This is a genomic window from Flavobacterium lipolyticum (assembly GCF_020905335.1).
GTDB lineage: Bacteria > Bacteroidota > Bacteroidia > Flavobacteriales > Flavobacteriaceae > Flavobacterium > Flavobacterium lipolyticum.
In genome coordinates this window covers 3,586,321-3,611,639 of sequence record NZ_JAJJMN010000001.1, presented here as the reverse complement: position 1 = coordinate 3,611,639, position 25,319 = coordinate 3,586,321, and the positions used below count along the sequence as shown (strand labels likewise).

26 protein-coding genes are annotated in these 25,319 nt (G+C 34.9%); 17 read left to right on the top strand and 9 right to left on the bottom strand.

The features are described from left to right. Positions 1 to 91: 91 nt before the first annotated feature. The 4 genes from katG to LNQ34_RS15405 form a co-directional block, all read right to left on the bottom strand. Positions 92 to 2,296: a catalase/peroxidase HPI gene (katG, locus tag LNQ34_RS15420; protein ID WP_255664435.1), complete on the bottom strand. Its 2,205-nt coding sequence runs from the start codon at positions 2,294 to 2,296 to the stop codon at positions 92 to 94. Between the two features lie 768 nt (positions 2,297 to 3,064). Further along, positions 3,065 to 3,865, bottom strand: coding sequence for an ABC transporter substrate-binding protein (locus LNQ34_RS15415; RefSeq protein WP_230000366.1), 801 nt, complete (start codon positions 3,863 to 3,865; stop codon positions 3,065 to 3,067). Between the two features lie 110 nt (positions 3,866 to 3,975). Further along, a complete protein-coding gene (gene pyrF, locus LNQ34_RS15410) occupies positions 3,976 to 4,794 on the bottom strand; it encodes an orotidine-5'-phosphate decarboxylase (RefSeq protein ID WP_202703910.1) in 819 nt (272 codons plus the stop codon). A 115-nt stretch (positions 4,795 to 4,909) separates the two neighbouring features. After that, entirely contained in the window at positions 4,910 to 7,093 is a 2,184-nt protein-coding gene (locus tag LNQ34_RS15405) for a DUF5723 family protein (protein ID WP_202703909.1), read from the bottom strand. A 690-nt stretch (positions 7,094 to 7,783) separates the two neighbouring features. Between LNQ34_RS15405 and LNQ34_RS15400 the strand changes: the two genes are divergently transcribed. From LNQ34_RS15400 to LNQ34_RS15360, 9 genes are all read left to right on the top strand, one after another. Further along, complete coding sequence (locus tag LNQ34_RS15400; RefSeq protein WP_230000365.1) at positions 7,784 to 8,335, top strand: helix-turn-helix domain-containing protein; 552 nt, start codon at positions 7,784 to 7,786, stop codon at positions 8,333 to 8,335. A gap of 21 nt (positions 8,336 to 8,356) precedes the next feature. After that, positions 8,357 to 8,806: a response regulator gene (locus LNQ34_RS15395; RefSeq protein WP_017498550.1), complete on the top strand. Its 450-nt coding sequence runs from the start codon at positions 8,357 to 8,359 to the stop codon at positions 8,804 to 8,806. A gap of 10 nt (positions 8,807 to 8,816) precedes the next feature. Further along, the gene (locus LNQ34_RS15390) at positions 8,817 to 10,601 is read left to right on the top strand and encodes a sensor histidine kinase (protein ID WP_202703907.1); all 1,785 of its coding nucleotides are present in this window, start codon (positions 8,817 to 8,819) and stop codon (positions 10,599 to 10,601) included. Positions 10,602 to 10,744: 143 nt separating this feature from the next. Next, positions 10,745 to 11,311 carry a DUF4142 domain-containing protein gene (locus LNQ34_RS15385; protein ID WP_089077883.1) on the top strand — a complete coding sequence of 189 codons (567 nt, stop codon included), beginning with the start codon at positions 10,745 to 10,747 and terminating at the stop codon, positions 11,309 to 11,311. Positions 11,312 to 11,349: 38 nt separating this feature from the next. After that, positions 11,350 to 11,991, top strand: a complete 642-nt coding sequence (locus LNQ34_RS15380) for a porin family protein (RefSeq protein ID WP_230000364.1) — start codon at positions 11,350 to 11,352, stop codon at positions 11,989 to 11,991. A gap of 34 nt (positions 11,992 to 12,025) precedes the next feature. Beyond that, complete coding sequence (locus LNQ34_RS15375; RefSeq protein WP_123923494.1) at positions 12,026 to 12,178, top strand: lmo0937 family membrane protein; 153 nt, start codon at positions 12,026 to 12,028, stop codon at positions 12,176 to 12,178. Between the two features lie 44 nt (positions 12,179 to 12,222). Next, complete coding sequence (locus tag LNQ34_RS15370; protein WP_202703904.1) at positions 12,223 to 12,507, top strand: YtxH domain-containing protein; 285 nt, start codon at positions 12,223 to 12,225, stop codon at positions 12,505 to 12,507. 37 nt (positions 12,508 to 12,544) lie between these two features. Next, positions 12,545 to 12,937, top strand: a complete 393-nt coding sequence (locus tag LNQ34_RS15365) for a hypothetical protein (protein WP_230000363.1) — start codon at positions 12,545 to 12,547, stop codon at positions 12,935 to 12,937. Between the two features lie 11 nt (positions 12,938 to 12,948). Then, a complete protein-coding gene (locus tag LNQ34_RS15360) occupies positions 12,949 to 13,278 on the top strand; it encodes a hypothetical protein (protein WP_230000362.1) in 330 nt (109 codons plus the stop codon). A 377-nt stretch (positions 13,279 to 13,655) separates the two neighbouring features. Here the strand turns inward: LNQ34_RS15360 and prfA are convergent, their stop codons facing one another. Further along, positions 13,656 to 14,732: a peptide chain release factor 1 gene (prfA, locus tag LNQ34_RS15355; RefSeq protein ID WP_017498542.1), complete on the bottom strand. Its 1,077-nt coding sequence runs from the start codon at positions 14,730 to 14,732 to the stop codon at positions 13,656 to 13,658. A gap of 608 nt (positions 14,733 to 15,340) precedes the next feature. Here prfA and LNQ34_RS15350 point away from each other — a divergent pair. The 5 genes from LNQ34_RS15350 to LNQ34_RS15330 all read left to right on the top strand — a co-directional run bounded on the left by LNQ34_RS15350 (position 15,341) and on the right by LNQ34_RS15330 (position 19,168). Continuing rightward, positions 15,341 to 15,955 carry a hypothetical protein gene (locus tag LNQ34_RS15350; RefSeq protein ID WP_230000361.1) on the top strand — a complete coding sequence of 205 codons (615 nt, stop codon included), beginning with the start codon at positions 15,341 to 15,343 and terminating at the stop codon, positions 15,953 to 15,955. A gap of 390 nt (positions 15,956 to 16,345) precedes the next feature. Next, complete coding sequence (locus tag LNQ34_RS15345; protein ID WP_230000360.1) at positions 16,346 to 17,221, top strand: type II toxin-antitoxin system death-on-curing family toxin; 876 nt, start codon at positions 16,346 to 16,348, stop codon at positions 17,219 to 17,221. A gap of 137 nt (positions 17,222 to 17,358) precedes the next feature. Beyond that, positions 17,359 to 18,051, top strand: a complete 693-nt coding sequence (locus LNQ34_RS15340) for a hypothetical protein (RefSeq protein WP_230000359.1) — start codon at positions 17,359 to 17,361, stop codon at positions 18,049 to 18,051. Between the two features lie 103 nt (positions 18,052 to 18,154). Next, on the top strand, positions 18,155 to 18,589 hold the full coding sequence (locus LNQ34_RS15335; protein ID WP_230000358.1) for a RidA family protein: 435 nt from the start codon (positions 18,155 to 18,157) through the stop codon (positions 18,587 to 18,589). Positions 18,590 to 18,733: 144 nt separating this feature from the next. Beyond that, positions 18,734 to 19,168: a RidA family protein gene (locus LNQ34_RS15330; RefSeq protein ID WP_230000357.1), complete on the top strand. Its 435-nt coding sequence runs from the start codon at positions 18,734 to 18,736 to the stop codon at positions 19,166 to 19,168. A 510-nt stretch (positions 19,169 to 19,678) separates the two neighbouring features. Here LNQ34_RS15330 and LNQ34_RS15325 read toward each other — a convergent pair. Genes LNQ34_RS15325 through LNQ34_RS15315 form a run of 3 tightly spaced genes read right to left on the bottom strand, consistent with a single transcriptional unit; the run spans position 19,679 to position 21,051 of the window. Next, entirely contained in the window at positions 19,679 to 20,053 is a 375-nt protein-coding gene (locus LNQ34_RS15325) for a hypothetical protein (RefSeq protein WP_230000356.1), read from the bottom strand. After that, positions 20,040 to 20,597, bottom strand: a complete 558-nt coding sequence (locus LNQ34_RS15320; protein ID WP_230000355.1) for an ADP-ribosyltransferase — start codon at positions 20,595 to 20,597, stop codon at positions 20,040 to 20,042. Before LNQ34_RS15320 ends, LNQ34_RS15325 begins: the two co-directional genes overlap by 14 nt. Before the next feature lie 40 nt (positions 20,598 to 20,637). Further along, entirely contained in the window at positions 20,638 to 21,051 is a 414-nt protein-coding gene (locus LNQ34_RS15315) for a helix-turn-helix domain-containing protein (protein WP_230000354.1), read from the bottom strand. 165 nt (positions 21,052 to 21,216) lie between these two features. On the opposite strand from LNQ34_RS15315, the gene LNQ34_RS15310 reads away from it, so the two are divergent. Further along, positions 21,217 to 21,513 (top strand): hypothetical protein, encoded by a 297-nt coding sequence (locus tag LNQ34_RS15310; protein ID WP_230000353.1) that lies wholly within the window; start codon positions 21,217 to 21,219, stop codon positions 21,511 to 21,513. Between the two features lie 398 nt (positions 21,514 to 21,911). Continuing rightward, positions 21,912 to 22,388 (top strand): hypothetical protein, encoded by a 477-nt coding sequence (locus LNQ34_RS15305; protein WP_230000352.1) that lies wholly within the window; start codon positions 21,912 to 21,914, stop codon positions 22,386 to 22,388. A gap of 204 nt (positions 22,389 to 22,592) precedes the next feature. Here the strand turns inward: LNQ34_RS15305 and LNQ34_RS15300 are convergent, their stop codons facing one another. Then, complete coding sequence (locus LNQ34_RS15300) at positions 22,593 to 23,384, bottom strand: DUF5995 family protein (RefSeq protein ID WP_230000351.1); 792 nt, start codon at positions 23,382 to 23,384, stop codon at positions 22,593 to 22,595. A gap of 261 nt (positions 23,385 to 23,645) precedes the next feature. Between LNQ34_RS15300 and LNQ34_RS15295 the strand changes: the two genes are divergently transcribed. Next, positions 23,646 to 25,088 (top strand): hypothetical protein, encoded by a 1,443-nt coding sequence (locus tag LNQ34_RS15295; RefSeq protein WP_230000350.1) that lies wholly within the window; start codon positions 23,646 to 23,648, stop codon positions 25,086 to 25,088. Positions 25,089 to 25,319: the final 231 nt, after the last annotated feature.

Genomic DNA, 25,319 nt, shown 5'->3' with positions numbered 1-25,319 from the left:
TGAACCTTTGTCCCTTTGAACCTTTGTCCCTTTGAACCTTTGTCTCTTAGAACCTTTGTCTCTCAGAACCTCAGAACCTTAGAACCTTTTATTAACGTACATCAAATCGGTCCAGATTCATTACTTTAGTCCATGCTGAGACAAAATCTTTAACAAATTTCCCTTTGGCATCACTGCTGGCGTATACCTCAGCTAAAGCACGAAGTTCAGAATTAGAACCAAATATAAGATCGGCACGTGTTGCTGTCCATTTAACCTCTCCCGTAGTACGATTACGTCCTTCAAAAACTTCACCGGTTTCATCACTGGCTTTCCAGGCCGTTCTTAAATCTAAGAGATTCACAAAGAAATCATTACTTAATGTTTCTTTACTTGCGGTAAACACGCCATGTTTAGAACCGTCATAATTAGCATTCAACACTCTTAAACCTCCCACCAACACTGTCATTTCAGGTACAGATAAGGTTAACAATTGTGCTTTGTCTATTAAAAGTTCTTCGGTAATGGCTCCTGTTTTGGCACTTTTATAGTTTCGGAATCCATCTGCTTTTGGCTCCAATACTTCAAACGAATGTACATCTGTCTGCTCTAAAGTAGCATCACCTCTTCCTTGTGTAAAAGGAACATCTACAGATAAACCGGCATTTGATGCTGCTTTTTCAATAGCTGCAGATCCTCCCAGAACAATTAAATCGGCAATAGATACAGATTTTCCTGAATTAGCAAAATCATTTTGTATTGCTTCTAAAACAGCCAATACCTTTTTTACTTGTCCTCCTCCATTAACTTCCCAGCTAATTTGTGGTTCAAAACGAATACGGGCGCCATTAGCTCCTCCACGTTTATCAGAACCTCGGAATGTAGAAGCTGATGCCCAGGCCGTATTTACTAATTCTGAAATAGAAAGTCCGCTGGAAAGAATTTTATCTTTTAAAGCGGCAATATCATTATAACTCAACTCGCTTTTAGCCGCAGGAATCGGGTCTTGCCAAATTAATATTTCACTTGGAACTTCAGGCCCTAAATAACGGGAAACGGGGCCCAAATCTCTGTGCGTCAATTTGTACCATGCTCTCGCAAAAGCATCAGCAAATTTGTCGAAATTCTCGAAATAATCTCTTGAAATTGGTTCGTAAATAGGATCTAATTTCAGTGCCATATCAGCTGTTGTCATCATCGGTGCATGTCGTTTGGCCGGATTGTGAGCATCTTCTACTGTTGTAGCAGCGCTTTCATCTGTTGGTGTCCACTGATGAGCTCCTGCAGGACTTTTGGTTAATTTCCAATCGTACTTAAACAACGTTTCAAAAAAACCATTATCCCAGGTAGTCGGATTTGGTTTCCAGGCTCCTTCAATCCCACTGGTAATAGCATCTCCGCCTACTCCGCTGCCAAAACTGCTTTTCCAGCCCATTCCCATTTGTTCTATGCTGGCACCTTCCGGCTCAGCTCCAACTAATGCTGCATCACCGGCACCATGCGCTTTTCCGAATGTATGACCTCCCGCTACTAATGCCACAGTTTCTGCATCATCCATTGCCATTCTTGCAAAAGTTTCTCTAATATCTCTACCGGAACCTAGTGGATCCGGGTTACCATCCGGACCTTCAGGGTTTACATATATTAATCCCATTTGTACAGCCGCAAGTGGATTCTCCAGATTTCTATCACCGCTATACCTGCTAAATGGTTTATCACTAGTAGCCAACCATTCTATTTCTGACCCCCAGTTCACATCCTGTTCCGGTTCCCAAACATCTTCCCTTCCACCTGCAAATCCAAAAGTCTTAAATCCCATAGATTCTAAAGCGCAGTTACCTGTTAAGATCATCAAATCGGCCCAGGAGATTTTGTTTCCATACTTCTGTTTTATTGGCCAAAGTAAAAAACGTGCTTTATCTAAATTCCCGTTGTCCGGCCAGCTGTTAAGAGGAGCAAAACGCTGATTCCCCGAACTTGCACCTCCACGACCGTCTGATATACGATACGTTCCTGCGCTGTGCCACGCCATACGAATAAATAAAGGACCATAATGACCATAATCTGCCGGCCACCAATCCTGAGAATCTTTCATCAGGTCAAAAAGATCTTTTTTAACCGCATTCAGATCTAACGTTTTAAATGCTTCCGCATAGTTAAAATCTTTTTCCATCGGATCCGACAAACTAGAATGCTGACGCAGTATATTTAAATTTAAACGATTTGGCCACCAATCTTTATTAGAGGTTCCTGTACCAGCAGTTTCTTTCATTTGTCCATTATGGAAAGGACATTTACTTTCGTTTGAATCACTCATTGTTTTCTGTTTTTTTTGATTAGAATTAACTGTTTTATATCAAATGCTAATTTTTTTAAGAAATCACACATCCTTGATATATAACACTTTATCAAATATACAAACTTATCTTTGCGATATTAATAAACAAAATTGATTGTTTTTATATTTTAATAGCCAAAAATTATTTAACACTACAGAAAGCTCAAAACAGCACATTAAAGAATCTTAACTTATGTCCAACAAAGTAATAACAAAACCTTAACAGCAAAACATCCATATAAGTTGGATCTTTGTAGTGTAATAAACTGGTTATTTATTATTTTGGTTTTGGTTAGTTAAATGATGCCGGCGTCTTCGAGATGCCGGCATTTTTTTTGGGCTAATTTGATATGCAGTTTAAGGTTATTGGATTGTGTATTTAACCGCAAAGTCCGCAAAGTTTTTTTGCCTATGATTTTGTATAAAACAGAAAGTTCGCAAAGCTTTATACATATAAAACTTTGCGAACTTTGCGAAAAATCGTAGCGGACTTAGCGGTTAAATTATGTTCAAAGTAAAGCAACCTGAAACAACGAAAACCTGAAACTAATATGCGGTTTAGGATTATTGAATTGTGTATTTAACCGCAAAGTCCGCAAAGTTTTTTTGCCCATGATTTTGCATAAAACAGAAAGTTCGCAAAGCTTTATACATATAAAACTTTGCGAACTTTGCGAAAAATCTTAGCGGACTTAGCGGTTAAATTATGTTCAAAGTAAAGCAACCTGAAACAACGAAAACCTGAAACTAATTTTTAAGTCTTTCGTGTAGTAATTTGAAGTATGAAAAAGCCTTTAACAATCGACTTCCGTGCCAGGAGAACATTTCGCCATCGACGAAAATAGTTTTGGCATGATGGGTAAAACGTCCTATTTCAAAAGCATCTTCTTCTTTGAATGGATAAGGCTCCGAAGAAAGAAAAACCAAATCAGGATCGCCTTCCAGACGCATTTTCCGGAGTTCAATTTCCGGATAGCGGCCTTTATCACCGTAAATATTCTGAAAGTGATTCAGTTTTAATAACTCATTAATATAGGTGTCATTACCTGCTACCATATAAGGATTCTTCCAAATAAAGTAAGCCGTTTTTTTCTCAGGAATGTCCTGAACGTATTTTTTAAAATCGTCTAAAGCGAAGCGCAGTTTATTGCTCCATTTCTGAGCTTCGATTCTGCAATTGAAAAGCTGTCCAAAATCAGAAATCATTTGAAAATTATCCTCAATTGAAACAATATTGGTCACCCAAACCGGGCAAATAGTACTTAACTGCGCTACAATCTCGGGCGTATTTTCTTCTTTGTTGCAAATGATAATATCGGGTTGGAGCAGTTTTATCTTTTCAAGATGAATCTTCTTCGTTCCTCCAACCATTTTTTTAGTCGACTTAAAATGATACGGATGCACGCAGAACTTTGTTATCCCTACTATTTTTTCTTCTAAACCCAAATCGTATAGCAACTCGGTCTGAGAAGGAACTAAAGAAATAATTCGTTTTGGGGCTGTTTCGAAAGTATGTAAAGTACCAAGCTGATCTTGTAACTGTTTCATGTTTGTTTTAGTTTTCGGTTGCAGTTTACAGTCGCAGTCTCAGTTTTCGACCACAACAAGCACTGAGACTGAAAACTGAGGCTGAAAACTAAGATTATAAACTGTAAACTTTATTTATCACCTAAAATTACAGCCATTTCTTTTTGAACTTTCAAAGCTTCTTCTCTCGCTTTTTCAGCAAAATCAGTTCCTTTTGAGGCGTAGATAATGGCTCTCGCTGAATTGACTAACAAACCAACTTTATCGTTCATTCCGTACTTACAAACTTCAGATAAGCTTCCGCCCTGAGCTCCAATTCCCGGTACCAATAAAAAACTGTCCGGAACAATTTTCCTGATTTCAGTAAAATATTCCGCTTTTGTAGCGCCTACCACATACATAAGGTTGTGGCTATTTTTCCAGGTTTTAGACGTTTCTAAAACTTGTTTGTATAATTCTTTTCCGTTAACGTTTAACGTCTGAAAATCAAATGCTCCTTCGTTTGAAGTCAGAGCCAGCATAATAGTATGTTTGTTTTCAAAAGCCAGGAAAGGCTCTACCGAATCTTTCCCCATATAAGGAGCAACGGTTACACTGTCGAAATTTAAATCTTCAAAAAAAGCTTTGGCATACATGCTTGATGTATTACCTATATCACCACGTTTTGCATCGGCAATGGTAAACATTTCCGGAAAATTCTCGTTGATGTAGTTTATGGTTTTCTGAAGTGAAAGCCATCCTTTTAATCCGTAAGCCTCAAAAAAAGCAGTGTTGGGCTTGTACCCTATTGCTAAATCATGCGTGGCATCAATTATTGCTTTATTGAACTCAAAAATTGGATCTTCGGTTTCTAATAAATGTGGCGGAATTTTAGTCAGATCAGGATCTAATCCAACGCATAAAAATGATTTTTTTAAAAGAATTTGTTCGTGTAGTTGTTGTGTTGTCATTCTTGATTTTTTAGTTCTCCAAATAGAGTAGAAATAATTCTATTTTAGAAGTATGCAAAAATAAAAAAAGCCATTCAATTACGAATGGCTTTTTGGTTTTATATTCTGTTTAGGCTTACAAATTACCTAAATATACAATTTCTGTTCTTCTGTTTTCTGCTCTTCCTTTAGCCGTTTTATTAGACTGAACCGGTTTTGCAGATCCAAATCCCTGCGAACTTAAGTTAGCCGGATTTACTCCTTTTTCAATCAAAGCATCCATTACTACTTTTGCTCTTGCCTCAGATAATTTCTTATTGGCTTTTGGATTTCCAGTGTTATCTGTATGTCCGTTAATCGCAAACTTAGCATTTGGATAATTTTTCAGGATCTCTTTGATTGCATCTAATCGACCTGAATTCTCTCCTTTTTTGGCGTCGCTTAAAGTTGCTTTTCCGCTTGTAAAGAAAATAGACTTCGCCTCTACTTTTAATTGTGCTAATGTTTCTTTTGTAACTTTAGGACAACCCTTATTTTCTGCAGGACCATACACTAACGGACAAGCGTCATCTTTATCCAAAACTCCGTCTTTATCAGCATCTAAAACAGGACATCCTTTATTTTCTGCAGGACCAGCAACATCCGGACAAGCGTCGTCTTTGTCTAAAACGCCATCTTTGTCAGTATCCGGCCAAGGACAACCTTTGTTTTCTACCGGACCGGCAACTGCAGGACAAGCGTCTACATTGTCTAGTAAAGTATCTCCATCACTATCTTTCCAAGGACATCCTTTATTTTCTACAGGACCTGCAACACTTGGGCAAACATCATCTTTATCAAAAACTTTGTCTCCGTCTGTATCTGGCCATGGACAACCGTTATTTTCTTCCGGACCTGCTACTTTTCGGCAAGAGTCTTCTTTATCGATTACTCCGTCTTCATCCGTATCTTTGAATTTCTTCTGATAAACCGGAATTTTTACCCCAAGATGAAAATCAACCGCTTTGGATTCTTTTGAAACCAAATTGGTCAGAACAGAACCTGAACCAATAAAGAAAGCTCCCAAACGAATTCCTGATCCTACCTGCATTCCGCTGTATTCCATCCAGGTCATCGGTACATAAAAACTAAACCATCTGCTTTCGTAACGAGGCGTTAAACTCACGCGATTGGCAATACTGCTTCCGTTTAATTTAGAATCACTCACCATACTGATATCTCCATTTAAATTTAAATAGAATTTTCTGTACATGTTCCAATCTACATCAGCGTGAATTGCTGTTGGTAAGTTGGTTCTAGCTCCTTTAGAAGTCGAAATTTTTGTATAATGCTCGTTCAGGAAATCATACAAGTTATCGGCATCGTTGATCATTTTCTCTGTTACCACTCCGGTAACATTATAGGTATCTAATTTTGAATTCCTGTAATTGATCGAACCAATATCGGTAACCGAAAGACCAAAACGCACTTTGTATTTATTCAAATCACGAAAGTTATTGTCGGCTCTAGTTGCCTTGTTTAGATCGTACTTTTTGTATTCAGGTCTCCATTCGTAAACAAGTCCAAAATCAAAACCTAAACCATTTGAATTAGCATCAAACTTGTAATCTTCATTAGCATCAAAGTCCTGGCTTGCTCCTACGGTTACTTCTCCTTCAGAAAAAAGTGTACTGGCTCTCGGATTGGCTTTGTTCTCCACAAATGAAACTTTCACTCCTCTACCCTGAACATAACCATTTACACCTCCCTGAAGATATTTTGCTGTTAAACCTCCTTTTAAGAAATGTTGATCGTTCTGCCATAAAACGGCAGCATACGAAACTCCAAGCTCTCCCCATGAATTAGAAACTGCATTTGGATTACCTAAGTTAAAATTAAAGTTACTGGCATGATCTAAACCATTTTTCACTTCATTTACAAGGCTACCATTAACATTATAGGCATTGGTAATAGATCTCGCTCTTGTAAAAACAGCAATGGTATGTTTTGGAGCAATATTAAACATGAAAGAAGGCCCCATGATATCAAAATTAACCAAACCATTGTTGGCGTTAGCCGGTGTCATGATAGACTGCTTGTCAAAATCATATCCTTTTTTATACACGTCAAAAAGGCGAACACCATAAAGATCATTTGCTACTGTCCCACTGACTGAAAACAGATTAACATCGGTTTTAAAACGAGAATCGGCAATAGAAGCCGGATTAAAAAGAACACTTTGTACACCTGCATAATTATCATGTGTATATCCCAGATAAGACTGAGATTTGGCCGAAAAAGTAATGGCAATAAGTAATAAACTGAGTAAAGTTTTTTTCATTAAAATTTGATTTCAATTAGATAAATTCGGGCGCAAAACTACACTATTTGAATCATATTATCAATAATTTTTGTAAGAAAAATACCTTATTAAAATTTAAAATTTGTTAACTAACCTTTAATGAGATAATTACGACACCTCCTATCGAAATAACATTAGAAAAACTTAATACAAAAATTCAAATTAACAATTATTTCAGAACGCTATTTAAGTTTAAAGGCTCTAAAATGCGAATTATGCAATACTTCCACGAATAAATGTAACGAAAAAACGACGAGTAATTCGCAATTTTACATCACTATTACTGCTTAATGATTTTGCAGGAAATAGAATAAAAGCGGAATGAGTTTAAAAGGAATACTGAAGCAAAATACGCAACTCTGAAAAATGATGAATGGATGTTTACTGGAGATAAAAGGATAGCAGACTTCGGTAAAAGCAGGAAAGAATAAAAGAAGAATTTCATCAATCCTAATCAGATTTGCAACCCTTTCTGACTCAATCGGAATACCGTCTAGTGTAAATATTAGACGGTATTTTTTTTATACTAAAAACTCTGTTTTTGATGTGTTGAATGTTATTTTTCCGGATTACATCCAACGAGTTGGTTTAAATATTAGTAAATTTCTAACAATTGTTAAACGATATAACCAAAATTAAATTAAGTATCTTTAACCAAATTTTCATTAAATGAAACTATTTATAAAGTTCGACATCAATACCATTTGTTCGCTTTTTTTAAAACACAATCTGGACCAGCACAATGTAAGCTTTACCACATTGGGTTTTGGGGAAATTGAGCTCAATAACAACCTTGATGCTGAGGCACTCGAGGCCTTAAAAAAGAAACTGAGTCCTTGTGGTTTTGAAGTGGTAGAAAACCAAAAAAGTGTTTTGGTACAGAAAATAAAGGATGCTATTATTGAACTTGTCTTTATGGAAGACAGTAACAATTACAAAAGTTCTGTGTTTTTGGCCGAAAAACTCAATCATAGCTATGGGTATCTGTCGAATGTATTTTCGGAAGTAACCTATTCGTCTATCGAGAATTTTATTATTTTACAAAAAATTGAAAGAGCAAAACAATTAATTATTATCAACGAAATGAGCCTGACTGAAATTGCTTTTTTACTCAACTACTCCAGTGTAGCACACCTGAGTACACAGTTTAAAAACACCACCGGAATTACACCATCGGCTTTTCAGCGAATTATTAAGAAACGAAGAGAGAATTTAAAATAAAATACAAATACCTATATTAAAATGCAAAAAAACGCATTACACATTTTATTGGCTGACGATGATGAGGACGATCGCCTTTTTTTTAAAGATGCTTTTGAAGAGATAAAGATTCAGACTAAAGTAGAATTTGCGCATGACGGAATGCAATTAATGGACCATTTGATGAATCCTGACAATGCTTTACCTGATATTTTATTTCTGGATTTGAACATGCCGAAAAAAACCGGAAAAGAATGCCTGATCGAGATTAAAAAAACAGAGCGTTTAAAAGACATCATTATTGCAATCTACTCTACTTCCTCTTCTGAAGAAGATATTGAAGATACTTTTATTCAGGGCGCCAATATTTACATTAAAAAACCAAGTGATTTTAACAATCTGAAAAAAATAATTAATGAAGTCGTTACTGTAAACTGGCACTATCATACCTCAGGGTTAAATCGTGATAATTTTCTGTTGCGACTAAAATAGTAGGAAATCAATGAAGTGGATCCCAAATTTTAATTCCTCAAACTCACTGAGAGTTATTTTTGTAATCGCAGTTTTCATTCTGTTATTTCTTTCTTCTATTGCTCACAAGCACAATCAGGACCTGAATGAGTCCAGTAAGCTGGTGATGCATACGTATGAAATTAACATTCAGTTAGAACGGTTAATGTCGGCTATTAAGGATGCCGAAACGGGACAGCGCGGTTATATCATCACCCGCAATGCCCGTTTCCTGACTCCTTATATTTATTCGCGCGACAAGGTAAACACTTCGTTCATTAATTTAAAAAAGTTAACGAAAGACAATCCGAAACAGCAGAAAAATCTTCAAAACTTATTCAAGCTCATCATTCAGCGTTTTGTTTCGTTTGAAAATTGCCTTAAATACAGCGATCCCAAAACCTACGACAAACGAAAACTCGACAACCATTTGTTTGGAGGACGAATTTTGATGGAAAACATTCGTTTTAAAGTAGACGAAATGAATGATATCGAAAAAACTGATTTGGCCAAAAGACTAAAAATCTACGATGCCGAAATTTCCCTGAGTCCGCTTTTTTCTATTTCACTGTTTCTGGTTGCTTTAACCTTTATTCTATTGGCTTACCGACAAATTAGTCGTGATTTCGAACGTCTGAAAGTCTTCAACAAGCAGCTTTTAATCTCCGGAAAACTGATGGCAGAATCTGAAGCTATTGGTAAATTCAGTACCTGGCAATGGGATTTAGACACCAACAAAATAGACTATTCCGACAATCAGTATCGCCTGCTGGGCTACGAACCTAATGCTTTTGTTCCCGAAAAAGGCACCTTTTTAAACTTTGTCCATCCGGATGATAAAGAAACGGTAGCAAAATCGATGAAAGGAATCCTAAACTATAAACAACTGCCTTTTGTCTATTATAAAATTGTACTTCCTACCCAAGAAGTAAGGCATTTTAAAACAACAGGGAAATTATTGACTGACGAACAGGGAAGCAAAATTTTGCTGGGAATCAACTTTGATATTACCGATGAACACTTACTCAACATAGAACTTCAGGCACGTAACGTTGAACTCGAAAACAGCAATAAGGAACTGGCTTCTTTCAATCACGTTGCGAGTCACGATTTACAGGAACCACTTCGAAAAATTCAGACTTTTATCTCCCGAATTTCAGATACCGACAAAGCTGCTATGTCTCAAAACGCCAATGATTATATTGCTAAAATTGAGATTTCGGCCAAAAGAATGCGTGTTTTAATTGATGATTTATTGTTGTTTTCAAGAACAAATACTACCAAAAAAGAATTCATTAAATCAAATTTAAATGAATTACTTAAAAATGCCGAAGCTGAATTAACCGAAATGATCGACGAGAAAAAAGCGGTTATTACGTCTACAAAATTGCCCAAACTGGCAGTCATTCCGTATCAAATCGAACAACTTTTTATCAACCTCATCGGGAATTCTTTAAAATACAACCGTCCGAATGTTGCTCCCGAAATTACCATTGAAAGTCAAAAAGTATTTTCGGTAGATTATCGCGAACTTTTAGATCAGAATGTAAAAAAATACCACAAAATAACTTTTACAGATAACGGAATGGGCTTTGACCCTCAGTTTAAGGAAACTATTTTTGTATTGTTTCAGCGCCTTCATTCTAAAACAGATTATCCCGGAACAGGAATTGGTCTGGCCATTTGCAAAAAAATTGTCGACAATCACAAAGGATATATCATGGCCGACAGTCAACCTGATCAGGGCTCCATATTTACGATTTTTCTTCCGGATTAACCCCTCAAAAAAATCTTTAAAAACCACATAACAAACGTTGTATAAATCTTTTATGGGAATTATATAACGTTTCTTTTTTTTGGTGTAAAGCAAAAACCTCCATTCGTCGCCATCTTTGTAAAGTAATACTTTATGAAGTAATAATGAAAGCAATTCCCCGAGTAAAAGCATTTTTTTTAAGAACAATATTCCTATTGTGTGTACTAGTTTTTGTTTCCTCCTGTAAAAAAAACTATCCAGTAGCAACTTCTTTAAAAAATGAAGCTTTTACCAAGAATGAAAAAGAAGAAATTGAAGCCTTTTTTTTTATCGCAGCGGCAAATGCAAGTCAAACCATTATTTCTAAAAGTCAAATTGCACAACAAAAAAGTTCTGACAACAACATACTGGAAGTAAGCAAACAAATCGAAATCAATCAAAATCAGCTGCTACAGGAGATCACAACGCTGGCCAATAAAAAGTTGATCATTATTACCGAAATCAATGCCACCCATAAGCGGGATTTATACGATTTAATCGATGCCAACGAAACCAATTTCAATGCGGCTTATCTGAATTCTATGAATGCCTCTTTAGAAGAAGAGATCAGATTGCTCGAATCGATTTCAAAGGAAACGAACGATCAGATTATTTTAGAGATGGTGCTGCAATACCTGCCAAAACAATATGAGTTTGTCAGAGAAATTCAAAAATCAAGAATAGTAATCTAAACGCCTGTATACGCTATTATTAACTAAACTATCTAACTATGAAAATGTACCCAAATTTTTTATGCGCCTTAACCCTTTTCTTAATAGCATCTTTTGGAATGCTGCACGCTCAGAACACTAATGCAAATCCCGAGTATGGAATCAAAGGAGGGTTCAACATGTCGAATTTATACTCTAGTGATGCCAATGACGAAAACATATTATACGGTTTCAATGCCGGTCTTTACGCCACTTTACCCGTCTCTGATTTCATAGCCATTCAGCCTGAAATCCTGTTCACTACAAAAGGAGCCAAATTGGAATTTAATAACGCTCTTGCCAGCGGAGATTCAAAATTCAGACTCAATTACATCGAAGTTCCTTTATTGGTTAGAGTAAATATCACCCGAAACTTTAATGTTCATGCCGGTGGTTACGCCTCTTATCTGGTAAGCTCAAAAGTAACCGGCAGAGGAGATTTTAACTTCGAACAAGAAATTGACACCGATGATCTGAACAAGTTTGATGCCGGTTTATCGGCGGGTGTTGGAGTCGATTTTGACCCAATAAGCATCGGATTACGTTACAACTACGGACTCACTACTATTGGAAAAGAAAGAACGGTAGCCGGAACAACCTACACTTTTCCGGATGCCAAAAACAGCAACCTTTCTTTATACCTTTCGTATAAGTTAAACTAAGAAAACGATTCAATTAAACCTTAATACAAAAATCATGTCAAATCTACTATACACAATCGCGTTGGTACTGGTCATTCTTTGGGCATTGGGCTTTTTTGTTTACAGCCTTGGAAGTATCATTCATATTTTATTGGTCATTGCCGTTATTGCCATATTATTGAGGCTCATTAAAGGCCGTGAAATTTAATAAACACTATTAAGCACTATATATTAATTACTAAATCGAATATTATGAAAACGAGCACCACAATTTTAGGAATATTAGGAGCCGCAGCAGCGGGAGCAGTTTTAGGAGTTTTATTTGCACCGGACAAAGGATCAAATACCAGAAAAAAAATATCAGACAAGTCTAAAGATTACGGAGATAATATAAAAACCAAATTCGACGGAATCGTTAGTAACATTAAGTCAAACGGGAAAGAAATTATCGAAGAGGGGAAGGCAAAATTCAGCCAGGCGAAAGAGGACTTCAACACTCTTAAGGACGACGCCAAAGCAATAAAATCGAACTATTAAAAGGTGAAGTTTTTTTAATCCTAATCCCCCCTTTATTATGGAATCAAATGCAACAACAAACGAGAACTTAAATCTTTACGAGAAAGCAGAGAACTATACCAAAACGAGTTTAGAATTAATCAAACTCAAAACGGTATCAGCATCGGCAGATGTTTTATCAACATTGACCTCCAGGATCGCAGTTGGCGCTGTTGTTGCATTTTTTACCCTGTTCCTTAATATCGGAATCAGTTTATGGATTGGAAAAAAACTGGGAGAAAACTATTACGGTTTTTTTATACTGGCCTTGTTTTACTTAATTGTTGCCATTGTACTGCACAAATCGCATCACAAGCTTATTAAAACTCCTATTGGAAACATGATAGTTTCGAGCATTTTAAAAGAAACGAAACAAGAATTGCATTGTGATTCAGGTCCATCAAAAAACTAAAAAAGACGGTCATGAAAACTATTTACACCCTTGATTCACTAGACCGGAAAATTCAGCTTTTAGAAAACCAACAAAATACCGAATGGTGTGCCATTAAAGACGAAATCGATGACATTAAAGAGCATTTAAAACCTCTTAACCTGATTCGCAGCACCGTTGAAGAAATCAACGAAACGGTTGGATTTAAGAGCGATCTCGCACAGTCGGCTATTAGTATCGGAATTGGTTATCTGGCCAAAAGATTTGTCGTTGGCAAAAGCACCTCGACTTTCAAAAACATCTTCGGATCTGTGTTACAGCTTTTTGTTACCAATGTGGTTTCAAAATCAGGAAATCGCTAAGATACTGAGGTTCTGAGATGCTAAGGTGCTAAGATCTGTGCCCTATATTTTAGGTTCAAAGTTACAGAGGTTCAAAGGGACAAAGGTTTTTTCGAATTTACATTCTTCATGAAAAGTGCAAAAAAGAATAGAAAACCTCATTTCCAGCTAAATCCCACAAAATTATTTCATTTTACAGCAACCATTTTCAAACTGTAATCCATATACAATAATAAAAAAAGGAGTGTTTCAAACAATGAAACACTCCTTTTTTATATCTATTTTCAGAAACCTTTGCACCTAAAACCTTAGAAACTTAGCATCTCAGAACCTCAGTACCTTAAAAAAACCTTTGAGCCTAAACCCTCAGAACCTTAGCACCTAAGAACCTCAGTCCCTTAAAAAACCTCCGACGCTTCCTTCAATTTCTCCATATTGTTCACCAATTGAAGCTCGGCAACAATTTTCTGAATATCACCATTCATGATGTTTCCTAAATCGTATAACGTTAGTCCCACACGGTGATCGGTTACACGACCTTGTGCGTAGTTGTACGTACGAATCTTAGCCGAACGGTCACCCGAACTTACCTGAGAACTACGTTTTGTAGCGTCTTCCTCTTGTTTTTTAGCCAATTCCATTTCGTACAAACGAGAACGTAAAACCGTTAACGCTTTATCTTTATTTTTATGCTGTGATTTCTGATCCTGACATTGCGCCACCAATCCCGTAGGAATGTGCGTTAAACGTACAGCCGATTTCGTCGTATTTACCGACTGTCCTCCAGGTCCTGACGAACAGAAGAAATCTACACGAACATCGTTCATATCGATTTGTACATCAAACTCTTCCGCTTCCGGTAAAACCATTACCGTTGCTGCCGAGGTATGCACACGACCTTGAGTTTCGGTTTGAGGAACACGTTGTACACGGTGCACACCTGCTTCAAATTTCAGGGTTCCGTACACATCTTCTCCGGTAACTTCAAAAATAACCTCTTTGAAACCTCCCGAAGTTCCTTCGTTCATATCCACCACAGAAGTTCTCCAACCTTGTGACTCACAGTATTTCGTATACATTCTGAATAAATCCCCTGCAAAAATACTTGCTTCGTCCCCACCCGTTCCGGCGCGAATCTCCACCATGACATTTTTAGCATCTTCAGGATCTTTAGGAATCAACATAAATTTGATTTCCTCCTCCAGTTGCGGCAAGCGTTCTTTTGCTTCGTCCAACTGCATTTTGGCCATTTCAACCATATCTGCATCGCTTCCGTCAGCAATAATTTCGTTTGCTTCGTCAATATTCGCTAAAACAAGAATGTATTCTTCTCTTTTTTCAACCAAAGCTTTGATGCTTTTATATTCCTGGTTGAGTTGCACATAACGTTTTTGATCCGCAATAACATCCGGCTGAATAATCAAATCCGAAATCTCATCAAAACGCTGCTTTACATATTGAAGTCTATCTAACATTTTCTAATTCCTTTTATTGGACCGCAAAATTACAAAATTTTTACCGAAAATTCTAGTGTTGTTTTTTTGTGTTTTTTGAGATTGAAATTTAGTGGAATCAGGATGGTTTTTAGGAGCTTGTTCCTGCTATCCACTCTATCTTTTTAGGCAGAACTTTTACGATTTAATTTTAGAAATTTTCGTTTGCCTAAAAAGGATGCCGCTGCTATCAGGGCTAAGGGATTTTGTGTTTTATTAAGGTGTTTATGGATTTCCGTAAAATCAGCCATTTAAAACAATTTACTTTTATCAAAAATCAGGTGTTTTTACTTGGTGGCAAATTAAAATTAAAAACGATGTTTGTTTTTATAATAATTTAAATCCAATGGTATTATAAATAATGAAGATTATTTATATAAAGAATTACAAGCAAGTAAAATTCTGGAATTACTAACAATGTTGAACAAAGTTAAATAATTTAAAAAAATAGTATGAGATATTTTCTGTTCATAATTTTAGTTGGATTTTATTCAAATGCACAAGATTGCCCTACAAGAATTGGTGACTTTGAGATAAATTCGACAACTATTTCCGATCTAAAATCGATATTACCTTCATATGGATTGTACATGTCAACAATAGAAAGTTTAGATGAATATCAAAACCATACCGTTAGTTATGAAGATCTCGATCAAGAATATGTAGGAGACCTATTTAGATATGAAATAAAACCAGACCATAAAAATGTGAAAAGTTGGTACAATCTGGAAGTTGCCTCAGTGAACGACTCTACTGAAGTAATATTTATTCCTTATTATGAAACGGATAATATCATTATTAAAAATGTCTTACTTAAATTCTATAACGATAAATTATATTTTATAAGAGCGAGCTTAAATAAAAATTATACTGATATTATTCTTGAAAAATATAAAGGAAAAGGGCATAAATCAGAAGAAAAAAAAACTCCAAATGCTTGTAAAAATCCGAAACTTAAAAAATACTTTAATACAATATCTCAATATTTTTTTGCTTCTAAAGAAACTAAAATTCGAGCAATGTTAACTTTTGATTTTAAAATCAATAAATATTGTGAAACATTAATTGATGATCGAATAGAAATCTTTGATTTTGATATTTACATAAGAGAAAATCAAAAAATTACTTTTAACATGGAAAACATGCAACTATTAGAAGATGAAAGAAGAAAAACTGAAAAAGAGCAGAAGCTTAAACGATTCTAAACTGCCCCCGTCAAAGAGATTTTGAGAAATATTTCTATGCTTTTAAGAGTTATCTCCCGTTATGCTCTATAACTTTTTAGGCAAGAGATTTTCGTTTTAATTTAGATCTTTTTCGTTTGCCTAAAAAGGATGCCGCTGCTATCAGGGCTAAGGATTTTAGATTTTAAATTGGCTTTTATGGATTTCCGTAAAATCAGCCATTTAAAACAATTTACTTTTATCAAAAATCAGGTGTTTTTACGTGGTGGCAAATTAAAATTAAAAACGATGTTTGTTTTTATAGTAAAATCATCTAATCCTGACAAATATCAATCCATAGATTTTACTAAAATTTTATGTTGACTAGATTCAAGTTATTAGTCATCCATACCTAATATTTAAAAATTAAAAATGACATCAAGTTTTGTTTGTAGTAATACAAGAGTTTATTATTTGGATACGGAAGCAATAATTGGATTACATGAACTACTTTCTAACAATATTCATCTCCTTGAAGAAATGGATCCTGTCGAACCAAGAGGTATAAAGAACTTTGGGCTTCTAGAAAGTGCAGTGAACAGGCAATTAACAGGCTCTGGTGATTTTTATAAATATCCAGATCCGTACTTAAATGCTGCAACGCTTGTTTATGGAGTTATAAAAAATCATGCTTTTCATAATGGAAACAAACGCGCTGGATTATTGGCAATGATTAAACACTTATATGTAAACGGCTACGTCCTAAATCCTCAACTCAATTCTAAGGAATTATATGAAATTCTTATTGCGATAGCTGACAATAAACTTCGAAATTTTTATATGCGTAATCATAAGAAATATAGTTTCATACGATCAAAAGAAGAAAGGAGAACTGAAGTTTGGGATTACGAAACTCAAGTTCGTTTTATTGCTTTTTGGTTAAAAAAAAATTCTAAAGCCAAAGAAAATGTATCAAAAGGTGAACTTAAAATATCTAAATTAAAAACTTTACTTGAAAATAAAAATATTAAAGTTCTTCAAAACGGCAGCCGTTTGGAAGTTTATGTAGAAAAGGAGAATAGATTTCTAGGAATAAATTTAGGGCAGAAAATTCAGAATAAAAAAGAATACTCTCTTGGCTCTAGTAGAAGTACTATTGGAAGGGGAACTTTAGCCGCACTTAGAGATGACTTTAATCTAACAAGAGTTCATGGAATAGATGATACATTTTTTTACGATGAGGAAGCATTTTTAGATTCTGAAATAAAAACTTACAAAAAAATTATATATCAATTGTCTAAAACATGACTCACCCTCCCTGACGCGAGCGTATCACTCGTGAACGTAATCTAAATCAATATTTTAGAAAGCTATTTTATATACAAAATTAAGACACTCGCACTATAAAGTGAAATTATAATAAAAAATCTTTAAATAATCAAGTTATGTTTACAGTAACAATAAATTCAGAAGACAGGAAAAGTAGCTACGAACAATTCGAAAGTGATTTTTTTAAAATATGTGATGAACATCGAAAAAATAATAGAGCATTAGTTTTTGCATTTATATTGTACGATTTTGAAAATGAACATATTGCAAAAATATTGGAAGATCCACATTATTGGCTAAGCTTACATTCAATATCTGGCAACTATTTGACAGTTTTTAGCCTTCATTATAAGGCTGAAGACATGAAATTAAAATTGATGGAAATGACAAAACAAAGAATGAATCATGGTACACAAAAGGAATTCAATATGATTCTAACAGATCAAAACCCATCTCAAGAAACAAATCAGTTTATTCATAAATATTTTGGCAAAGATTTTAAAATAAAATATCCCTCAGTTTTATTTTTTCAGGTAAAAGATGATGCCGTTTCAGACAGCAGATTAATTCAATTAGATCAGGAAGAAATTGAAGCATCATTTTTAGAGTTAAAGCAATATGTCAAAATTGCAGCAGAAGCTTTATACGAAGTTAACCGAGAAAATAAATACAATGTAGACGAACTATTTAGCTTAGTTGATCAAAGTGTTTCCGGTCAAAGACAAAAAATACAAATCAAAAAGGGGATTAAAATTGTAACATCAATAGCAGATTTAGCTACTACGATTACAGGACTAAATCCATCATGATTATCCCCCGCTGGCGCGAGCGTCCCGCTCGTGAACGTAAAGAGCAAGATAGTAACACTAGCAGAAAGAATTAAACCTTAAAACAACTAAAAAACAAATCCTTATGAAACATTTTCTTTTACTTTCTTTTTTATTCATTTTCAATATCAATTTTGCACAAGAAGCTAAGATAAAAAAAGAAAAATGGCATTGGAACAACGGCCCAAAACAAGATACGGTTATTGGTTATACACAGGTTTTAAAAGTGGACAATGTGCTTTACATTTCGGGTGCTGTAACAACGGAATTAACTCCGGCAGGTATCACAACAGTCTATAACGATTTAAAGGCTTCTCTAGCGAGTTATGGTGCCACATTTGCCAATGTGGTAAAAGAAAATCTATACACAACAGATATTGAGACCATGAAAAAGTACAACAACGTTAGAAAAAAATTCTACAATGGTGACTTTCCTGCAGCTACATGGGTACAAATCGTACAATTATACGTGCCAACCGCAAAATTAGAGGTTGAATTGGTTGCACATCTCCCTAAATAATTGGATTAAATTGGGGTTTGAGCAAACAAATAGATTTCCGATCTCCCCCCGCTGGCGCGAGCGTCCCGCTCGTGAACGCAAAGAACAAGATAGTAACACTAGCAGAAAGAATTAAACCTTAAAACAACTAAAAAACAAACCATTATGAAACATTTTCTTTTACTTACTTTTTTATTCGTTTTCAATATCAATTTTGCACAAGAAGCTAAGATAAAAAAGGAAAAATGGCATTGGAACAATGGGCCAAAACAAGATACCGTTATTGGTTATGCTCAGGTTTTAAAAGTGGACAATGTGCTTTACATTTCGGGTGCTGTAACGACAGAATTAACTCCGGCAGGAATCACAACGGTCTATAACGATTTAAAAGCTTCGCTAGCGAGTTACGGTGCCACATTTGCCAATGTGGTAAAAGAAAATCTATATACAACCGATATTGAGACCATGAAAAAGTACAACAACGTTAGAAAAAAATTCTACAATGGTGACTTTCCTGCGGCTACATGGGTACAAATCGTACAATTATACGTGCCAACCGCAAAATTAGAGGTTGAATTGGTGGCGCATTTGCCGAAATAATTGGGTTCAATTGGCCATAACCACAAAGCTTGTCATTTCGACCGAAGGGAGACTCGAGCGACAGCGAACAGACGAAGCAAATCGCACGCGGGATTGGACAAAGATTGGCGACATTCTGTGTCGAGTTTCTAATGTGATTTCTCCCTTCGGTCGAAATGACATAAAATGAGAAAAAAAAATCTTTGCATACTTTGCGTACTTTCTTTTCTAGTCTTCTCTTGAAAAGAATTTGCTTCTTTACACTTCATCCTAAAAAGATTTACAGGGAATTTTTTGCTGTGACAAAATGAAAACAAAAAATTATTTTGTCACACTTTCTGTAACAAAATGAAAATAAATTAAAAATTGTTACAGCTTCTGTAACAAAATGAAAACAAACTAAAAATTACTACAACTTTTGTGTCAAAACAAAAATGCTCAAATGTCTAAAAAAAACATTTGAGCATTCTTATTATAAAAATTTCCTATGTTAGTACGAGCTGGACGCTCGTGAACATAACGGGTAAAATATTATTCTTTTACAGACGACATAAATTTTCGTCCCATTCTCTCAGATGTTTTTTCGAGCTCATTACCTTTTGAGGAGTTTTTTACTGCCATTAAATGAAGTATTTCATTTCTGTAATTGAATTCGTCTAATAAATTTATTACAGACAGTTTCCTTTTCTTAGTATTAGCCAAATCATTAGACAAAACATCCTCCAGAAATTTTATCACAAGAGAATTAATTCCCTCCTTATTTTCAATGGTGTGAGGATTTTTATATTCAGATTTTATAGTTCCAGACATAAGAACATCCGCCAAAACTTCAAAAATATCATTTGCATTTTTGAAATGTGATTTTTCATTATATTCTTTTACCAAATCCATATCAAACTTCTTCAAGTGTTATTCTAATCGTTTTATCTGCTGCTTCTGTAATGTCCATAACTTTAAATTTTGAACCTGACATAAATAGCACTTCCCTTTCATTTTCTCCATTGTCTATACCAAATTTAGCAATTTTTTCTATGTCTTTTCCTCTTTTAGAAGAAATTATGAATAATGGACTACTGCTAAAACCTGAAGCTACAAATCTTGACTTACTGCAAGATAAAAAGCTCTCTTCAATTATAATCGAATTATTTTTAAGAGCATCGTAATATTTCTGTAATTTCGACTTACTAACTTTTATAGATCTGTAGCAAAGCAATTTATAATCCGGCAACTTCTTAAGAGCATAATTTAAATATTTTCCAAATTCAGGTAAATCTTTTCCATCTCTTAAAGTTTCATTCAAAGATTCATAACCAATATCAGAATAATTATAAATAATTGCCTTTTCAAATTCATTTAACTCACTTGTATTTTTGTGTCGATTAGAACTTAAAATTTCTTTTAGCTCTGTGGTCAAAAAAGTTTCAGCATATTTTTGTAAATCTTTCACCATGACTTCTGAACAATCTTATAAAAACTCTCTTTCGAGACTATTACTTTCCTTTCAGTACTTTCTCTAAATATTCGACTTTTTCTTTTTCAGCCTTCACCAATTCTTTTTCAGCGAGTACTAAACGTTCGTAAAGTTCAACGACTTTATCTAGAGGATTGAAAGTACAAGTACTTTGAGGACCAAAATTACTACCTGAAACTGCTTCATTAAAAGTATTGAAATAATTAAAAACCGCTTCTTCCGAAAAATTTTTAATCGCTTCTACACTTACTTCAAGCGCTTTTGCAATTTCTACCAGTTTACTTTCCTCTACCGTTTCACTGGCTTCAAGATTAGAAACTGTTTGCTGGGTTACGCCAATTGCCATAGCCAAAGCTTCTTGTTTCATTCCTTTTAGCTCTCTAATTCGGCTAATGTTTCTTCCGATATGTTTTGGTTTTGCTGTTGTACTCATAAATCAAAGATATTTAAAATTTGCAAAGAAAAATAGGTTTTTGTAAAAAACAAAGTTCATTTGTCACTTACAAACCTGAATATTTTTATATCATGCCATCTCTGGCTTACTTGCCAAATATTTTTCAAAAGTAAGATTTTTACATCAATTTAAAAACTACACACCATGAAAGAAGACCGTACAGTACAAGCAATCCAATTTTTAAACATAGTCTCTAAAATGAACTTTTTTACAAGTCTGAAACCCGAACAGCAGAATGATTTGGTTGTGTCTCGTTTCAAAATAGCCAGTTACCATGAGTTAAATTCGACTATTTCTTCTTTACTGCGAACCTGTATTCAAACACTTAAAAATGATCCATCGGAGACTGACATTGATATCATGAACTTACTCGAAATCGCATTACAGCTTTTACCCAGTGACGAAATGGAATTGCTGGATGAGCTACATAAAATTCTATGAATTGAACTACTCGGAAGAAACGGTGTAAAGTTCTATAACCGAAATTCCGCTCTTCGAAGTCTTAACTCGTAAAAATCATGAGACTTCACAAAACAAATATTAATTTGTAGCCTTCGAATGTCTTAATTTAAATATATACGTTTACAAAAAAGACCAACAGTTCGAAACCTATAAAGACGGCAAATAGGTGTCGTTCTTATGGAACTTTACAAAACGAAAAACCTTTTTTCAACGGATTAAAATCCGTTGCTACAAAATATTTCATTCCTACGGAATTAAATTGATACGTCAGCAAGAGCGAGATGTGCACATCGCAAAAAAAACTAAATAGGTAGAAAAATATTCTCATTCTGGAATAATTTTTGTCTAACCAATTGAATTATCAATTTAAAATAACCATGGAAAATAAAATAACTGTACCAAAACCTTGTAATGAAAACTGGAACTCAATGTCACCCAATAAAAATGGTAGATTATGTGGTTCGTGTAGTAAAACTGTAGTTGATTTTACGAAAATGAATACTACCGAAATTCAGAACTATTTTATTGAAAATTCGGGTAAAGAAAATATCTGTGGCTATTTTAAATCTACTCAAATAGAAACTGAAAAAAATACGAAATACGATCATTTAAAAAATCGATTTAACCGAATTAGAATCAAACCCATTAAAAAAATGGCTTTATTTTCTTTGAGTTTAGTTTTCTCCCTAACCAGTTGTATGGGAAAAGCTATGGTAAATGGTGAAACTGCCGTAATCGATAATGACACAATAAATGAAACCAAAGTAACTAAGCCGGAAGATACCATAAAACCAAAAGATTCTATAAAAACCGAAAACATTCGGTTAAAAGAAAAAAATACATCATCAAGGTAAAGAGCCATAGGCCTGGCCAATATTGCAGATTGCATTTTAATCCAATTTGAACAATCACGTATACAAAAAAGAACCAGCAGTTCGACACCTATAAAGACGATAAATTAGGTGTCGTTCCTATGGAACTTTGTAAAACGAAAATCCTTTTTTTCAACGCATTGAAATCCGTTGCTACACAATATTTCATTCCTAGCGGAATCAATATTATGCAACAGCACATTCTAAGTTTTTTTGCTCAACGATCTGCATGTCAATTATTTTTTGAGCAACTGTACCTCTTTCGAACAAACGAATGAATTTGAAAACAGCACTTACAAAATATCCCGGGTTCGAAACCAAGCGGGCGATTTCTGTTATTCTCTCGTCTCTTTCATGTGTACAGGCTTCTCTTTTAGCCTCCGGAACCGCTACAAATTCATTGGCAAATTTCCAGGCACCGTCTCTGGCGGTTTCCATGCTGAAGTCAATAAAAAAGGTGTCTGCTTTGCCTGTTACTTTTAATATCCAGGTAAGCGTTGGCCAAATTTTAATCAAACATTTTTCTACGCTTCCTACAAGACTGCTTAGAATGGTATTTATTTTGTCGAAATCAGCTTTTAAACTTCCTATATCTTCTACTGTACTGATCTCTGCGGCGGCTATCCCTAAGTCCAGGTTGATATGGGCATTCATTCCGAGTAATAGGTGCTGCAGTACTATAGGCCAAAACTTTTCGGCTTGTTCGAAGGCAAAACCCCAACATTCTGATGGTTTTTCTTTGGCTTTATATTCGTAATAGGCCTTTAAATACCGATTGGCAAAAATGACATCCAGTTTCTCCATTCGCTCTCCATTTTCAAAAGAACCATTTTGAATACCTTCTTTTACTTTCACAGTGACTTCACGGTATAACGTTGCAAATAAACCTATGTTACTTTGTTCTATTTTAGACACTGCAATTATTTCATCCAGTAGCTGAATGACTTCGTCTATAGTCGTAGCTTGTTTTATATTCATTTCTAACGGTTTAAGATTAGTTTTGGCAGAACGAATATAATTATTTTAATCTTTTATATCATACATTTTGAAGTAATTATCTTATTATTTTTTAATTTAGAACAAAAGAATAATCTTCTATTTTGTTCATACACTCTTTTCTGGTCTTCATACCTAAAAATGGAGCGTTTAAGACATTTTTTAAGAAGCCCGTTTCTTAATTACCTACTTTCAACTATTCAAAAAGAGATAACTACAAAAACGAACTAAAGACCCCAACTTATGAAAACTACAAAAAAGGTATTGCTTTTAATCACGCTAATCGCCTTCTGTGCCTGTAAAAAGGATCCAAAGACAGAAAAAGACACTTACACAACACTAAACAAAACTGCCGCTGATGCTACCTGTTTAGCTCCTGCTAATTGGTTTACGATGGTAAACAACACGCGCCAGACTCCTCCGCCAAATGAAGGACCAACGAGCGTATTTGCTAACAATGCAACGGTAACGAATTGTGATTTTCATCAATGGTCGTGGCAAAAGTTTCTTTGGCTCACCAATGACGTCAATGGACTGCCATTATTTATGCGTAAATTAATTCAGGTGACTGCGGAAGGTAAAAGAGTAGATACAAGTGAAGGAATTGTTGTTCTAAGAGATACCGCCCAGGCAAGTTCTCCACAGGACATTTTAAAAACCCCTAAATATACATCAGGTGTTCCTAAATCTACTACGGTTTATTATTCTATTTTCATGGACAACCTTATGTATTCAACCATGCTAAAATATGGTCCAATAGCAAAAAAAGATCCTGCCAAAATAAAAGATATAACTTTTCCTGTAGGCTCCTTAGAACTTAAAACCTCCTGGATTGATGCGAGTGCTCTTAAAGATCCTTCTTCCTATTTTATTACTCAGGGTGTCATCAATGGAGTGAAAAAAAGAATAGCACTTTTGGGGATGCATGTCGTTGGAGTAGTAGAAAATCATCCCGAATTTGTATGGGCTACTTTTGAACATGAAAATCTTGCCCCTGCTTACGATTGGTCTAAAGCTACACCAACAACTGATGCACCAGTGACAAGTACAGTTGATTATCCTTTTTTTAATAAAAAAGACACCGCAACCGTTAAAAATATAACTAGTAAGAACGGAATTTATACCGATATCTTTTCTGTTTACAAATATGGTGTTCCTGTCGAAAAAGTAATGAAAGGCCCGCATAATGTTCAGGTTTATATGAAAACAAGTCAAAATGGTTCACAAAACTTCAATAATATTCGTACTATCAATCAAAGCGTTAAAACACAGCTGAAGGGTATCTGGAATAATTATTTTTACAATGGTTCATTATGGATTAATACTGAAGGATACAATACTACTCAGGCTCAAGCGGCCTTATTAAATTCGTTAGGTGATACTCTTTCAGATTCTAACCCCGGAAAACTAACCAGAGGTTCTGTTGCAGCCTACAATATTACGATGGAAACCTATGTTCAGGCAGGATTTAGTCCAACAACAATAAGTAAAACTTCAGTTAACGATCTTGTTAATTGCTTCTTTTGCCATAATACATCTCATAAAGGTGTTATTTCTCCCCTCAATATAAGCCATGTTTTTACAGGATATGTAGGCAATCTGAAAGGGTTAAACAGAACACAAATCAAGCAAGAACATGTTAATGAATTTTTGAGAGAATCCAATTTGCGTCTAAAATTAAAATAACCCAATAGCAAGTCTTTTACTTTAAGGCAAAACTAAAATTTATACCTACACAAAACCACAAGCTACTGTTTGTGGTTTTTTCTTTTATTCCTGAGCCAGGAGATTAAAAAACATCTATTTTTTTCTCTCGCAGATTATGCAGATTTTTTTAAATCCTTCTGTCCATACCAATTCAATTCTCTTTTAAATTTACAAGAAACAAAACCCTGTGTCCCTTTGCATCTTTGCCCC

Excerpts from the sequence above, each read along its gene's own strand:
- LNQ34_RS15375 (WP_123923494.1), top strand. The coding sequence starts at position 12,026 with ATGTCAAATCTACTATACACAATCGCGTTGGTACTGGTCATTCTTTGG.
- LNQ34_RS15300 (WP_230000351.1), bottom strand. The coding sequence starts at position 23,384 with ATGAATATAAAACAAGCTACGACTATAGACGAAGTCATTCAGCTACTG.
- prfA (WP_017498542.1), bottom strand. The coding sequence starts at position 14,732 with ATGTTAGATAGACTTCAATATGTAAAGCAGCGTTTTGATGAGATTTCG.
- LNQ34_RS15390 (WP_202703907.1), top strand. The coding sequence starts at position 8,817 with ATGAAGTGGATCCCAAATTTTAATTCCTCAAACTCACTGAGAGTTATT.
- LNQ34_RS15340 (WP_230000359.1), top strand. The coding sequence starts at position 17,359 with ATGTTTACAGTAACAATAAATTCAGAAGACAGGAAAAGTAGCTACGAA.
- LNQ34_RS15335 (WP_230000358.1), top strand. The coding sequence starts at position 18,155 with ATGAAACATTTTCTTTTACTTTCTTTTTTATTCATTTTCAATATCAAT.
- LNQ34_RS15360 (WP_230000362.1), top strand. The coding sequence starts at position 12,949 with ATGAAAACTATTTACACCCTTGATTCACTAGACCGGAAAATTCAGCTT.
- katG (WP_255664435.1), bottom strand. The coding sequence starts at position 2,296 with ATGAGTGATTCAAACGAAAGTAAATGTCCTTTCCATAATGGACAAATG.
- LNQ34_RS15310 (WP_230000353.1), top strand. The coding sequence starts at position 21,217 with ATGAAAGAAGACCGTACAGTACAAGCAATCCAATTTTTAAACATAGTC.
- LNQ34_RS15295 (WP_230000350.1), top strand. The coding sequence starts at position 23,646 with ATGAAAACTACAAAAAAGGTATTGCTTTTAATCACGCTAATCGCCTTC.
- LNQ34_RS15400 (WP_230000365.1), top strand. The coding sequence starts at position 7,784 with ATGAAACTATTTATAAAGTTCGACATCAATACCATTTGTTCGCTTTTT.
- LNQ34_RS15315 (WP_230000354.1), bottom strand. The coding sequence starts at position 21,051 with ATGAGTACAACAGCAAAACCAAAACATATCGGAAGAAACATTAGCCGA.
- LNQ34_RS15370 (WP_202703904.1), top strand. The coding sequence starts at position 12,223 with ATGAAAACGAGCACCACAATTTTAGGAATATTAGGAGCCGCAGCAGCG.
- LNQ34_RS15350 (WP_230000361.1), top strand. The coding sequence starts at position 15,341 with ATGTCAACAATAGAAAGTTTAGATGAATATCAAAACCATACCGTTAGT.
- LNQ34_RS15380 (WP_230000364.1), top strand. The coding sequence starts at position 11,350 with ATGAAAATGTACCCAAATTTTTTATGCGCCTTAACCCTTTTCTTAATA.
- LNQ34_RS15345 (WP_230000360.1), top strand. The coding sequence starts at position 16,346 with ATGACATCAAGTTTTGTTTGTAGTAATACAAGAGTTTATTATTTGGAT.
- LNQ34_RS15405 (WP_202703909.1), bottom strand. The coding sequence starts at position 7,093 with ATGAAAAAAACTTTACTCAGTTTATTACTTATTGCCATTACTTTTTCG.
- LNQ34_RS15415 (WP_230000366.1), bottom strand. The coding sequence starts at position 3,865 with ATGAAACAGTTACAAGATCAGCTTGGTACTTTACATACTTTCGAAACA.
- LNQ34_RS15385 (WP_089077883.1), top strand. The coding sequence starts at position 10,745 with ATGAAAGCAATTCCCCGAGTAAAAGCATTTTTTTTAAGAACAATATTC.
- LNQ34_RS15365 (WP_230000363.1), top strand. The coding sequence starts at position 12,545 with ATGGAATCAAATGCAACAACAAACGAGAACTTAAATCTTTACGAGAAA.
- pyrF (WP_202703910.1), bottom strand. The coding sequence starts at position 4,794 with ATGACAACACAACAACTACACGAACAAATTCTTTTAAAAAAATCATTT.
- LNQ34_RS15395 (WP_017498550.1), top strand. The coding sequence starts at position 8,357 with ATGCAAAAAAACGCATTACACATTTTATTGGCTGACGATGATGAGGAC.
- LNQ34_RS15305 (WP_230000352.1), top strand. The coding sequence starts at position 21,912 with ATGGAAAATAAAATAACTGTACCAAAACCTTGTAATGAAAACTGGAAC.
- LNQ34_RS15320 (WP_230000355.1), bottom strand. The coding sequence starts at position 20,597 with ATGGTGAAAGATTTACAAAAATATGCTGAAACTTTTTTGACCACAGAG.
- LNQ34_RS15330 (WP_230000357.1), top strand. The coding sequence starts at position 18,734 with ATGAAACATTTTCTTTTACTTACTTTTTTATTCGTTTTCAATATCAAT.